12 protein-coding genes are annotated in these 12,423 nt (G+C 73.9%); all 12 read right to left on the reverse strand.

Annotated elements, in window-relative coordinates; genetic code table 11:
• Window positions 1-7: 7 nt before the first annotated feature.
• The 12 genes from ACQP04_RS21350 to ACQP04_RS21405 are packed head-to-tail and all read right to left on the reverse strand — an operon-like array spanning window position 8 to window position 12,150.
• Complete coding sequence (locus ACQP04_RS21350; RefSeq protein WP_433502324.1) at window positions 8-1,315, reverse strand: FAD-binding oxidoreductase; 1,308 nt, start codon at window positions 1,313-1,315, stop codon at window positions 8-10.
• Complete coding sequence (locus ACQP04_RS21355; protein WP_433502325.1) at window positions 1,315-2,778, reverse strand: amidase family protein; 1,464 nt, start codon at window positions 2,776-2,778, stop codon at window positions 1,315-1,317. Before ACQP04_RS21355 ends, ACQP04_RS21350 begins: the two co-directional genes overlap by 1 nt.
• Window positions 2,775-3,980, reverse strand: coding sequence for an LLM class flavin-dependent oxidoreductase (locus ACQP04_RS21360; RefSeq protein ID WP_433502326.1), 1,206 nt, complete (start codon window positions 3,978-3,980; stop codon window positions 2,775-2,777). Before ACQP04_RS21360 ends, ACQP04_RS21355 begins: the two co-directional genes overlap by 4 nt.
• A 30-nt stretch (window positions 3,981-4,010) precedes the next feature.
• Window positions 4,011-4,895 (reverse strand): ABC transporter permease, encoded by an 885-nt coding sequence (locus tag ACQP04_RS21365; RefSeq protein WP_433502327.1) that lies wholly within the window; start codon window positions 4,893-4,895, stop codon window positions 4,011-4,013.
• Complete coding sequence (locus ACQP04_RS21370) at window positions 4,892-5,638, reverse strand: ABC transporter ATP-binding protein (protein WP_433502328.1); 747 nt, start codon at window positions 5,636-5,638, stop codon at window positions 4,892-4,894. Before ACQP04_RS21370 ends, ACQP04_RS21365 begins: the two co-directional genes overlap by 4 nt.
• Window positions 5,639-5,649: 11 nt before the next feature.
• Window positions 5,650-6,660, reverse strand: coding sequence for an ABC transporter substrate-binding protein (locus tag ACQP04_RS21375; protein WP_433502329.1), 1,011 nt, complete (start codon window positions 6,658-6,660; stop codon window positions 5,650-5,652).
• Entirely contained in the window at window positions 6,657-7,421 is a 765-nt protein-coding gene (locus ACQP04_RS21380; protein ID WP_433502330.1) for a creatininase family protein, read from the reverse strand. The genes ACQP04_RS21375 and ACQP04_RS21380 overlap by 4 nt, the downstream gene beginning before the upstream one ends.
• Window positions 7,418-7,855 carry a cupin domain-containing protein gene (locus ACQP04_RS21385; RefSeq protein WP_433502331.1) on the reverse strand — a complete coding sequence of 146 codons (438 nt, stop codon included), beginning with the start codon at window positions 7,853-7,855 and terminating at the stop codon, window positions 7,418-7,420. The genes ACQP04_RS21380 and ACQP04_RS21385 overlap by 4 nt, the downstream gene beginning before the upstream one ends.
• Window positions 7,852-8,616 carry a cysteine hydrolase family protein gene (locus tag ACQP04_RS21390; protein ID WP_433502332.1) on the reverse strand — a complete coding sequence of 255 codons (765 nt, stop codon included), beginning with the start codon at window positions 8,614-8,616 and terminating at the stop codon, window positions 7,852-7,854. Before ACQP04_RS21390 ends, ACQP04_RS21385 begins: the two co-directional genes overlap by 4 nt.
• Window positions 8,613-10,247, reverse strand: a complete 1,635-nt coding sequence (locus ACQP04_RS21395; protein ID WP_433502333.1) for an AtzH-like domain-containing protein — start codon at window positions 10,245-10,247, stop codon at window positions 8,613-8,615. Before ACQP04_RS21395 ends, ACQP04_RS21390 begins: the two co-directional genes overlap by 4 nt.
• Complete coding sequence (locus ACQP04_RS21400; protein WP_433502334.1) at window positions 10,244-11,377, reverse strand: acetamidase/formamidase family protein; 1,134 nt, start codon at window positions 11,375-11,377, stop codon at window positions 10,244-10,246. Before ACQP04_RS21400 ends, ACQP04_RS21395 begins: the two co-directional genes overlap by 4 nt.
• Complete coding sequence (locus tag ACQP04_RS21405; protein ID WP_433502335.1) at window positions 11,374-12,150, reverse strand: FadR/GntR family transcriptional regulator; 777 nt, start codon at window positions 12,148-12,150, stop codon at window positions 11,374-11,376. The genes ACQP04_RS21400 and ACQP04_RS21405 overlap by 4 nt, the downstream gene beginning before the upstream one ends.
• Between the last annotated feature and the right edge of the window lie 273 nt (window positions 12,151-12,423).

Consider the following 12,423-nt stretch of genomic DNA (forward strand, 5'->3'; position numbering starts at 1 on the left):
CGCCGGCTCAGGCCCGCGGGAGCTTGCCGGGGTTGAGCAGGCCCGCGGGGTCGAAGCGGTCCGCGGCGGCCCAGCGCGGCGGCATGTCCTCGTGCACCACCCAGCTGTGCGGGCTGTCGACGGCGAGGCCCTCGGCACGCAGGCGCTCCATGCCCGCGTGCACCAGGGCGTCGTCGCGGTGCGGGGCGAGGATCCGGGCCATCAGACACGGCCCCTCGGGGCCGCGGATGCCCTCCAACTGCACGGTCGCGTCCGCGAAGGCCTCGGCGATCAGCGCTCGTCCACCCAGGATCGCGTTGCCGCGCACCAGGATGTGGTACAGCTCGGGACGCTTGGCCTTGGCCCGCACCGTGGTGTGGTTGTTGATGAAGGTCGCGAGGAAGCGCACCGCGTCGGGTCGCACACCCGAGACGCTGCCCCTGCCCAGCTCCACGATCTCCCGCACCGCCTCCGACTGCTCGACGGCGACGACCGCCCGCAGGTTCGTCCGACCCGGCTCGAAGCCCGGGTCCTCGGGGAAGAGCGCCGCGAGCTCCGGCTCGGTCACCGCGAGGATCTGCGGCGGCGGGTCCAGCCGCAGGATCTCCAGCGCCATCGCCGCGCCCGCGTCGAGGTCCGGCACGGACGCGAACACGGCGGTCCGCTCCCGCGCCGGCACGGTCCTCAGCCCCACCCGCACGATCAGCCCGGTGGTGCCGAAGGCGTGTACGTGCGGGGTGGTGTCCGGGAACCGCACCTCGACCGGCTCCGCGTCGGCGGTGACCGGGACGAGCGTGAGGCTCTGCACGAACCCTTCGTGGTTGAAGCCGTGCTCGATCGAGCCCGGTCCCCCGGCCCCGCCGCCGACGTACCCGGCGACGGTGCTGTTCAGCGTGGTCGGGAACATCGCCGGCTCGCGGCCGGTGCCCTCGAGGAAGGCGAACAGGTCGTGCCAGCTGGTGCCCGGCAGGGCGCTGACCACGCCGTCGTCGCCGAGAACGATGTCCCCGGCCAGCTCGTGGAAGTCCACCATGATCCCCCGCGCGAGGGGGATGATCTGCCCGTAGTTCGAGGTGCCCTTGCCGCGTGCGGTGAGCGGGATCCCGCGCTCGTGGGCGAAGCGCGCCAGGTCCCGGACGGCCTCGACCGACCGCACGGTGACGACGGCGTCGGGCAGGGTCCGCGGGATGCTGCCGTGGATGATCGGCGAGACCCAGGAGAAGTCCTTGGTAGCGGCCTTGCGTGCGGCCTCGTCGGCGCTGACCTCGGCGGCGTCGCCGAGGAGGGCACGTAGGTCCGCCGCGAGTGTCTCGGGGAGCACGGTCTCTGCCCTCATCAGAAGCCTTCCGGTGCGGTGAACCCGACGAGCCCCGCCTCCTCGGCGAGCGCGGCCACGGCGAGCGGGGTGCGGTCGTCGAGGTAGCGGCCGAGCAGCTGCGCGCCGATCGGCAGGCCGGACACCGCCCCGGCGCCCAGCGGCACCACGGTGGCGGGCCCGCCACCCAGGCTGGAGATCCGGCTCCACGCGCCGACGGCGTCGCCGGCCGGGTACTCCCGCCCGTCGAGCGCCAGGGTGCGGCGCTCGATTGGGACGTCCGAATGCCGCGGGGCGGCACACGGAGCCGCCGGGCACAGCACCACGTGGTGCCGCTCGTGGATTTCCGCCCAGCGCGCGGCGATCGCGCGCTGCGCCTCGAAGTCGTCCAGCGCGTCGCGCAGGGACTGCACATGCCCGCGGGCCATGGTGCCGGCCCGGCCGGTCGCCCCGGCTCCGGCGAGGTGGACGCTGCGCGCGAACGCCTCCGGGTCCAGGCCGTGCACGACCTCGCCGGCCTGCAGGCGCACGAACAGCTCGATCGCCTCCTCGCCGCGCACCGGCGGGGCGGTCAGCTCCTCGACCTGCGCACCGGCCCGGTCCAGGGCGTCGGCGAAGGCGCGGATCGCGTCGCGGGTCTCGGAGTCGACGGGGCAGGCGGGGTCGTCGAGCCACACCGCCACCCGGAGCCCGGCGAGCGAGGTGACCCGGGCGGGCGGCAGCTCCAGTCGCCAGGCGTGGGCGTCGAGCCCCTCGGCCCCGGCGATCGCGTCGAGGAACCGGGCGGAGTCCGCGGCGGAGCGGGTCATCGGGCCGACGGCCGAGACCATCGGCTCCAGCAGGCCGCCCTCCGGCCACGGCATGTGCCCGAGCTTCGACACGATCCCGTTCGACGGCCGGTGCCCGAACAGTCCGCACCACGCGGCCGGGACCCGCAGCGACCCGGCGAGGTCGCTGCCGAAGTCCGCCACCGCGATCCCGGCCGCCACCGCGGCCCCGGACCCGCCGGACGACCCGCCCGGCGACCGCTCGCGGTCGAAGGGGTTCAGCGTGCGGCCGAAGTCCTCGTTCACGGACTGGTGGTCGGCGAGGTGGACCGGCACGTTCGTCTTCCCGACGACGACGGCGCCGGCCTCCCGGAGGCGCCGGACCAGCGGGGAGTCCACCGTGGCCTGCCGCGCGTCGAGCAGCCTGCCGTGCGAGGTGCGCAGGCCCTTCGCGTCGAACGCGTCCTTGATCGTGACGGGCAGGCCGGCGAGCGGACCGACCGGCTCGCGCGCCGCGCGGGCCGCATCCACCGCGTCCGCGGCGGCGCGGGCGCCCTCGTCGTCCCGGTCCACGACCGCGTTCAGCTCGCCGCCCGCCCCGTCGAGCAGGGCGAGGTGCTCCTCCAGCAGCGCCCGCGCGGTGACGGCCCCGGAGTCGAGGTCCGCCAGCATCCGGGTGCCGTCGAGGGCGGCGAGCGAGGGGAGAGTGCTGGTCACGCCACTGCGCTTTCTGCCTCGAGCGCCTGCTGGCCGTCCGCGGACATGGCGATCCCGAGCCGCGGCGACACCTCGGCGGCGAACATCCGCAGCTGGTCTTTCTGCTGCTCCGGGGTCAGGCCCAGGGCGTCCATCGCGATCGAGAGCCGGCGCAGGCCGAGCCGGTCTCGGTACTCCGCGATCTGCTCCGCGACCTCGTCGAAGTCACCGACGACGTAGATCCGCTGGCGCATCGACTCCTCGAGCGTCGGCGCGTAGTCGAACGGGGTGGAGTCCATACCGGCGGGCGGGTCGTAGGTGGCGAACCGGCCGTAGGGCGAAAGCAGCTTGGTCAGCTCGTCGTGGCCGGGGCGGGCCAGGGCGACGGCCTCCTCGTGCGTGGGCGCAACGTTGACGTGCAGGACGAGCATCTGCTCCTCCCCCACCTCCGTCGGGCGTCCGTGCTTCGCGGTGAGCTCGGCGTGCCTCGCCCACGCCTTCTCGAGACGCGCGGCGGACTGTCGCGTGTAGACGCCGATGTGCCCGTGCTCGGCCACGTAGTCGACGGTGCGCGGCGAGGTGCAGGCCTGGTAGATCTCGACCTCGCGGGTCACGTTCGGGACGAGCGCGAGGTCCCGAACGAACCCGCCGCGGTCCGGGATCCCGGCCGGCGGGAACTGGAAGTGCGTGCCCTGGTGGGAGAACCGCTCCTGGGTGAACGCCGCCCGGATCGTGGCCATGGCCTCGACGAAGTGCTCGCGGTTGGCCTCCTCGGCCGAGGCGTCCATGGCGTTGTCGCCGGACTCGATCTTCGCGCCCAGGGTCTGCATCTCCCGGGGCACGGTGCCCCGGCCCACGCCGAAGCGCATCCGGCCGCCGGTGAGGATGTCCGCCGCGGCGAAGTCCTCGGCCAGCCGCAGCGGGTTCCACTGCGGGACGATGTTGAACATCTGGCCGAAGTTCAGCCGCCGCGTGACGGCCGCCGAGTACAGGCCCAGCAGGACCTGGTTCGGGACGACCTCGTAGCCCTCGTGCTGGAAGTGGTGCTCGGTGTACCAGAAGGTGTCGAAGCCGACCTCGTCCGCGACCTTCGCCAGGTCGACGAAGTCGCCGAAGGCGTCCGCGTAGTCCTGGCGCCCGTAGCGGCGGGAGGTGGCGGCGGGACCGGCGGCGCCGGCGTCGGGCATCCGGACGGCGCCGAGGATGTTGGTGTCGATGCGCATTGCAGGGAGCTCCCGAGAGACGTGGCCGGATCAGTCGTCGGAGGACATGGCGGACTCGTGCCAGCGGCGCAGCGCGAGCACCTCCACCAGCCGGACGAGCCCGAACAGCAGCAGCGAGACGCAGCTCGCGGCGATGACGGCGAGGAACAGGCGCGGCATGAGCAGCTGCTGCGCGGTGGACGTGATGACGTAGCCGAGGCCGCCCTGGCCGCCGCCGATGCCGGCGACGAACTCGCCGACGATCGCGCCGATGACCGACGATCCCGCGGCGATCCGCAGCCCGGTCAGCACGTAGGGCAGCGCGTACGGGATGCGCAGGACGCTCATCTCGTAGCGCTTCGAGGCGCCGGCCATGGCGAAGAGCTGCACGAGGTTGCGGTCGGTGGACTTGAGGCCGGTCAGCGTGTTCGCGGTGACGGGGAAGACGGCGATCATGGCCGCGACCACGGTGTTCGTGGTGGGGCCCGGGCCGAGCCAGACCACCAGGATCGGCGCGACGGCGATGATCGGGATGGTCTGCAGCAGGACCATGTAGGGGTAGAGGCCGCGCTCGGCGACGTCCCAGCGGGCCATCACGAACGCCACCGCGAACCCGACGACGGCGGCGAGCAGGAACCCGCCGTACGCCTCGCCCATGGTCACCAGGGTCGGCTCGACCAGGGTGCCGATCGCGGGCCCGATCTCGGCGAGGACGTCGAGCGGGGCGGGGACCAGGAACTTCGGGACCCCGAACAGGCTGATCAGCGCCTGCCACAGCGCCACGGCAACCACGAGGACCACCAGCGGCGGCAGCACGAAGGACAGCAGGGTCCGGCCGGACGGGGCCTTGCGGGGCGCCTTCGGCCGGGCGACCGCCTGCGGAGTCGCGGTGGTCTGCGCCGGGGGTGTCGCCGGAGTCTTCTCTGCGATGCTCATGCCGCCGCCAATCGCGCGCCGATGTACTTGACGGTCTCGTCGAGCGCGTCGGTGTCGCGCGCCGCGTCCGGGTCCGCGCTCGGCGGGCTCGGGGACTCCACGATCTCCACGATCCGGCCGGGGCCCGAGGCCATGACCACGACCTCGTGGGCGATCTTCACGGCCTCACGGATGGAGTGGGTGATGAACAGGACGCCGAAGCAGCGCTCGCGCCACAACCGGATCAGCTCGTCCGCCATGCGGTCGCGGGTGAACTCGTCCAGCGCCGCGAAGGGCTCGTCCATCAGCATCAGGTCCGGCTCGGAGGCCAGCGCCCGGGCCAGCGAGACGCGCATCTTCATGCCGCCGGACAGCTCCCGCGGCAGCGACTTCTGCACGTTCTCCAGGCCGACCAGGCGCAGCGCCTCGACAGCCCGGCGGCGGGTCTCGGCCCGCGGCACCTTGCGGATCTTGGAGACGAGCTCGGTGTTGGCCAGCACGTTCCGCCAGGCCATCAGCGTCGGGTCCTGGAAGACGTAGGAGTTCTGGGTGGAGCCGATGCTCAGCTCACCGGTGGTGGGCGAGGACAGCCCGCCGGCCATCCGGAGCAGGGTGGTCTTGCCGCAGCCCGAGGGCCCGACGATGCTCACCACCTTCCCCGCGCCGATCGTCAGGTCGATCGGGGCGAGGGCGGTGAAGCCGTTCGAGTAGGTCTTGGTGACGCCGGCGAACCTGACCAGGTCCGCCTGCACGGCAGTCGTCATTGTGGGTCTCCTCAGGGGGCCGGCGGCAGCGTCGTCGGGGCGGGGACGGTGGGCAGGGCCGAGGTGTCGTACAGGCTCGCCGGGTCCAGGCCCGGCTGGAGCGCCCCGAGCTGCGTCATCTGGTCGACGAGCGTGGACCAGCGCGCCGGGGTCATCGAGCCGAGCGCGGTGGCGCCGTCCCCGGCGGTGAGGAACTGCCGCTGGGCGTCCCACGCGAACCAGTTCGCGGCGGCGTCGAGCTGCGGGTTCTCCTGCTGGAGGGTGGCGTTGACCCTCTCCGCCAGAGCGGTGTCCGACATGTACGCGGACCAGCCGCGCATCGTCGCGTCGAGGAAGGACCTGACCTTCTCCGGGTTGTCGCGGAGGAAGTCCTCGGTCGTGAAGATGACGTCGTTGTAGGGGTTGTAGCCCGCGCTGGCGTAGCTCAGGAAGCGCGTCTGCACGCCCTCCTTCTGCGCCGTGTACGCCTCGTTGGTCGGCCAGCCCTGCTGGACCGCGGCAGTGTCGTGCACGAAGGTGGCGATCGAGCCGTTGTAGGCGGCGGTGGTGAAGTCGATGCCCTGCGAGCGCTTGACCCACTCCTGGCCGAGCTGTCCGGTCTGGACGTACCAGGTGCGGCCCGCGAGGTCCTTCCAGTCCTGGGCACCGCTGTCCGCGTGGACCATCACACCGACCGGGTTCTCCTGGAAGAGTGCGGCGACGGCGACGATCGGGATCCCGGTCGCCTTCGCGTTGGCGACCGTGGTGGCGTCGCTCAACCCGAAGTCGGCGCGGCCCGAGGCCACGACCTGGGTCTGCGAGACCTGCGGGCCGCCGGGCCGGATGTCGACGTCCAGGCCCTGCTGCGCGAAGAGGCCCTGCTCCTCGGCGGCGTAGAACCCGCCGGACTCGGCGGTCGGGTACCAGCCCAGCACGACGCTCACCGGCGCGGCGCCCGAGCCCGCCGGTGCCGGCGACGTGCCGCACGCCGCCAGGCCGAGCGCGAGGAGTCCGCCGAGCGCGGCGGTCAGCAGGCGCTTCACCGCGCAGTCCGGAAATCGAAGGCGGACATCCGTGCGTAGGCCGAGGCCAGGCGGCCGGTCCAGTGGGTCACGATCTCCTTGCCGATCTCGGCGGTGGCGGCCCTCGGGTCGCCGATCACGCCGTTGGTGGTGAGGTCGTCGCTGATCCAGGCGGTGGGCAGCGCGCCCTCCAGGGTCAGCTCGCCGGGGAACAGCTCGGGGAGGTGGTCGCCGCCGAGGGCGAACCGGTCGGTGTGGACGGTCTCCGGCGCCAGGTGGAGCATCACCGAGCTCTCGACGTGTCCACCGTGGATGGAGAACTCGGCATCGGGCAGGTCGAGGCCCTGGGGCACACCGAGCCGCCCTGTCGTCACGGGGAAGACCAGCAGGCCGGTCTCGGTGCGGATGTCGCGGGCGGCGACGTCGAGCGAGGCCGGGTTGCCGCCGTGCCCGTTGACGAACGCGAGGCGGGTGAAGCCGGAGGCGGCGACCGAGCGGCCGACGTCCTTGAGGACCGCGAGCAGGGTCTCGCTCGACAGGCTCATGGTCCCGGCCCAGCCGAGGTGCTCGGTGGACTTGCCGTAGTGCAGCGTCGGGAGGACCCAGACCTCGGTGTCCGTCTGGTCGGCGGCCAGCGTGGCGATCTGCTCGCCGACGAACGCGTCCGTCATGACGGGCAGGTGCGGGCCGTGCTGCTCGATCGCGCCGATGGGCTGCACGACGACGGCGTTCGCCTTGTCGAGGTCCGTGATGTCCGAGGTGGACAGCTGCGCGAGCTTCACGAGAGCACCGCCCGGTCCGTGGCGTCCCACTCGGTGACGGTCCCCTTGGCCACGAGCTCGGCGAAGCCGCCGGGCAGGGCGCCGTCGTCGTCCGCCATGACCGTCACGGCGTAGAGCCGCTCGGTCCCGCTCGTGTTGACGATCCGGTGGGTCGAGCCCGGGTGCAGGACGAGCGCGTCGCCCGCCCTCAGGTCCACGACGTGCTCGTCGCTGTGCGCGCGGCCGGTGCCGGAGAGGATCACGAAGATCTCCGTGGACTCCGGGTGCGAGTTGTCCGGCTGGCTGCCGCCCGGCTCCCAGACCTCGAAGAACACGCTGGTCGACGAGCCGTCCGCCGGGCCGGCGAGCAGCGCCAGCTTCACGGTGTCGGAGGGCGAGATGAGCTGGGGCGCCACGTCGTCGAGGTGCCGCAGGATCGGCGGAGGGGTGGTCACGATCCGTCCTTCTGGTTCGATGCTGCGGAGAGGGCTGCGAGCAGGTCCGCGGAGTCGCAGGAGAACCCGTAGCACTGGCGGGTGTTGTAGAGCGTCGCCTCGTGGCAGAACGCGGGCGACGTGGTGGCGGAGGCGCCGTCGACCAGCACCACGTCGTAGCCCAGGCAGGCGCCGTCGACCAGCGTCGAGGAGACGCACTGGTCGGAGTTGACGCCCGCGAGGAACAGGGTGTCCACGCGCAGGTTGCGCAGGATCGAGTCGAGCGGCGTGTCCCAGAAGCCGCTCATCCGGTACTTGTCGACGTGCAGGTCGCCGGCTTCGGCGGTGAGCCCCTCGACCAGGGCCGCGCCCCAGGAGCCCTTGGTGAGCACCGTGGAGCCGTTCGGCATCACCGCGCCGATGCCCGCGCCCCGGCCCTCCGGGTCGTAGACGTGCGCGACGCCCGGCGGGACGTTGGCCTGGTCCTCACGGTTTCCCCAGTTCAGCCAGACGATCGGCACGCCGGCGGCGCGGGCCGCCGGGACCAGGGAACGGAGGGCCTCGATCGCCGGGGCCAGCGGGGAGACGTCCACGCCGATCGAGTGCAGCCAGCCGCCCTCGGTGCAGAAGTCGTTCTGCATGTCGACGACGACCAGGGCGCTGCGGGCGAGGTCCGCGGTGACGGGCGCGGGAAGGGCCTTGAGCTCGATCGGCCGGGGCTCGCGCGGCGGGCGGCGCAGGTCGACCCGCCCCTCGGCGAAGGTCCAGCGGTTGGGGTTCATGCGGTTCCCTCCAGGGTCGCGGCGAGGCGGAGCAGGTCGAGATCGGTGCCCGGGCCGCCGACCAGGCACAAGCCGGCGGGGCGGCCGTCGGCGGTCCGCAGCAGCGGGACCGAGACGGCCGGGGCGCCGGCGAGCCCGGCGAGGCAGGTCATGCGCAGGGTCCCGGCCCGCTCGGCCTCGACCTCCGCGGCGCTCGCGTCCCGCGCCGGGGCGCCGCCGGCGCTGCTGGGCAGCACCAGCACCGCGCCGTCGAGCACCTCGCGGAGCCGGGCGCGGGCCTCGGCTACCGTCGCGCGGGCGGCGTCCGCCCCGGCGACCGTGACCGCGGCGGCCGCGGCGAACCGCCCGCCGACGTCGACCCCCAGCGCGCCCGGGTGGGCGGTGATCCACTCACCGTGCGCGGCCCAGGCCTCGAAGGCCTGCACCGTGCGGAACGCGGCGAACCACTCCTCGAGGGTCTCCGCGGCGAGGTCGACGACCTCGGCGCCCGGCAGCAGCCCCTCCGCGACCAGCGCGGCGCGGCGGTCGGCGCAGGCGGCGGCGACGTCGGGGATCGCGTGGCCCTCGGCCGTCGGCAGCACGACGGTCCGCACCGGCGGGGCGGCGGCCGGCGTGGCGGAGGCGTCGGGGAGCAGCACCTCCGCCACCCGCAGGGCCGGGCCGACCGCGCGGGCCACCCACCCGACCGTGTCGAACGACGGCGCGAGCGGCAGCACCCCGTCCGTCGAGATCGCGCCGTGCGTGGTCCGGATCCCGGCCAGCCCCTGGTAGGAGGCCGGGACCCGGATCGACCCGGCGGTGTCGGTCCCGAGCCCGACCACGACCTGGCCGAGCGCGACCGCGGAGGCCGGCCCGCTCGTCGAGCCGCCGCCGATCCCGCCGGGCACGGCCGGGTTCGGGGTGGTGCCGTAGTGGGCGTTCTGCCCGGCGAGGCTGTAGGCGAACTCGTCCGTGCGGGCGATCCCGGTGACCTCCGCACCTGCGCCGAGCAGCGCGGACACCGCGGGGGCGGTCGTGGTCCGCGGGGTCTGCCCGGCGAGCCAGGTCGGGTTGCCCGCGCCCAGCCGCTCCCCCGCCACGGCGAAGAGGTCCTTGACCGCGACCGTGACGCCGTCGAGCGGGCCGGAGTGCGCCGCGGCGACGAGCGGAGTTCCGACGACCCGCCAGACCGATCGGTCGAGGGGAGGCGCGGCCGCGGCGGGGAGGGGCGCCGCCTTCTCGACCAGCCCGGCCGGCCGGTCCTTCCTGGGCAGGGTCACGTGCGCGGCGGTGATCTTCCAGTCCCCGTCGAGCCGCTGCCAGAGCTGGGTCTGCAGGCCGGTCGCGCCCGTCGACGGCTCCTGCGTCGACGCCATCACCAGCGCCGCGTCGTCCGCGACAGGCCGGACGTGCAGCTCGGCCACCCGCCGGGTGGGGATCACCGCGCGGCCGGAGCGGAACCCGGCGATGGCGCCGTGTCCGACGAGCAGCATGGTCCCGTCGCCGCGGACGGTGTCCGGGCCGGGGGCGAAGAGCGCGTCGAGGGTGGCGACGTCGTTGGTCAGCAACGCGGTCTCGTAGGCGTCGAAGGCGGCGAGCAGGCCCTCGGGGACCGGCGCCGGCGAGACGACCTTCACGGCCTCGGCGATCACCGCGGCACCTCGATCCGGTCCACGGCCGCGAAGTCGGCCAGCCGGATCCGTGCGTGGGAGCCCTTCACGGTGTCGACCACCTGGGAGATCTCGAAGTCCGTCGCCGCGGACAGGTAGGCGTAGGCCAGCTCGGGGGCCATCCCGTAGACCGCGCCGAGGAGCTCGACCGCGTTGCGGCCGCACTTCTGCACGGCGACGTCGAGGTCCTCGTCGAGGCCGGTGGGCACGAGGAACTCCGCGGTGCGGACGAAGGGCCCGGTGACGGCGCCGTAGCGGGCCGCAGCCTCCGCGGCGGGCACGACGTCGACGGTGAGGGTGGCGCGCAGCGGCGCCTCCAGCGCGGTCAGTGCGATCTCGCCGTTGCCCTGGGCGAAGTGCGGGTCGCCGACGTACAGCCCGGCACCTGCCACCTGGACCGGCAGGTAGAGGGTGGTGCCGGCGACCAGCAGCCGGATGTCGATGTTGCCGCCGTGCAGGCCGGGAGGGGTGGAGTGCCGGCGCGGGCCGGGGGTCGCCACGCCCATGACGCCGAGGAAGGGCGCCAGCGGGAAGCGGACCGGGCGGTCGGGGTCGCCGGGCTGCAGCGGGAGCGTGCCGCGCGCGGCGTCGAGGCCGAGCTCCAGGTCGTCGACCCGGCAGAAGATGCTGGTCAGCGGGCCGTCGACGGGAAAGCTGCCGGGGAGCAGGCCCTTCCCGTGCCGGCTGGAGACCACGCCGTAGGGCACCCGGGGGACGAGCGCGTCGACCCGGACGGCGAGGAGGTCGCCGGGCTGCGCGCCGCGGACCTCGATGGGGCCGGTCACCACGTGCGGGCCGCCGGTGCGGTCGTGGTGCGCGTCGGCGGCGACGGCGATCGCGTCGAGCAGGACGTCGCCGGGCGCGACGCCGTGGGCGCCGAAGAAGGCGACCGGGTCCCGGCCCTGGTCCTCGAGGATCCCCTCGTGGCTGACCGTGTCGACGACGACGGCGGTGCCGGGCTCCACGGAGAGGGCGGGGGCGTCGTCGGCAGAGGGCAGCCTGCCCCAGGTGGTGGTCGCCGGGGTGGCGGGGAGGTAGGCGCCGTCGGACGTGGCGGTGAGCGGCTGCAACACCGGAGCGGTGGCGATGGGTGCCAGCTCGGACGCGGTCACGGGGTCTCCCCCGTCGCGCGGTCCTCGAACCGGTCCCGGGTCAGCGCGGCGACGTCGGCGAGGTGGCGGGCCATCGCGTCCCGCGCCTCGGCGGGGTTGCCGGCCGCGACCGCGGCGAGGATCGCGCGGTGCCCGAGGTAGGAGACCTCGCGGGCGTAGCGGGTGGAGTGCGAGAGCACCCGGGTCGACGAGGTCCACGAGCAGGCGAGCGTGTTGATCGCCGACATCAGCGGGTTCTGCGCCGCGGCCGCGATGAGCATGTGGAACTCGAGGTCGAGCCGCAGCGACTCCTCGGGCGCCACCTCCGCGACCGGGTTGCGCAGGAGGTTCTCGAGCTCGACGAGGTTGGCGGCGGTGGCCCGCTCGGCGGCCAGCTCGGCCAGCCGGGGCTCGACCGCGCCGCGCAGCTCGGCGACGTCCCGCAGCTGGTGCTCCGCGTCGGAGAGCTGCGAGTACAGCGTCCGGACGTGCTCGGGCGCGGGCAGCACGGTGGTGCCGCGGCCCGGCCGGCGCTCGACGAGGTGCTTGGCCTCCAGCTCGTGCATGGCCTCGCGCAGCGACGCCCGGGACACGCCCAGGCTCGCCGCCAGCTCGCGCTCCGACGGCAGCCGATCCCCCGGCCTGAGCTCGCCGACCGCGATCAGCTTCTCCAGGTGCGCCGAGATCTCGGTGCTGACGCTGCCGCGGAACGCGCCCGGCGCGAGCCGCGGCAGCTCGAGGGCGGAGGACGGCACCGGGCGGCGATCGCCCGGTGCTCCGGTGGTGCTGTCCACACCCGGTCCTTCCTGACTTCCGGCGCCGAACCACCCGGGGGTGGTTGGCCTGACCAATCCGACGGTAGGCGGCGGAATGGTTCGACCACAGCGGCCCGGCGATCACGAAACCGTTTGTTCACACGCGAAATACCGGCGACACGGACAGGTGAACCAGGCGCGCCCGCAATGCCTTGGTCACTGTGTTTCGGCTAGGTGAAGTTCGACGCTCAACCGTTGACGGCGGCGGCCCCGACGGCCGATGGTCTGGGCGGTCCGCTTGGTCGGACCATC

Source organism: Pseudonocardia halophobica (genome assembly GCF_050948485.1).
GTDB lineage: Bacteria > Actinomycetota > Actinomycetes > Mycobacteriales > Pseudonocardiaceae > Pseudonocardia > Pseudonocardia halophobica.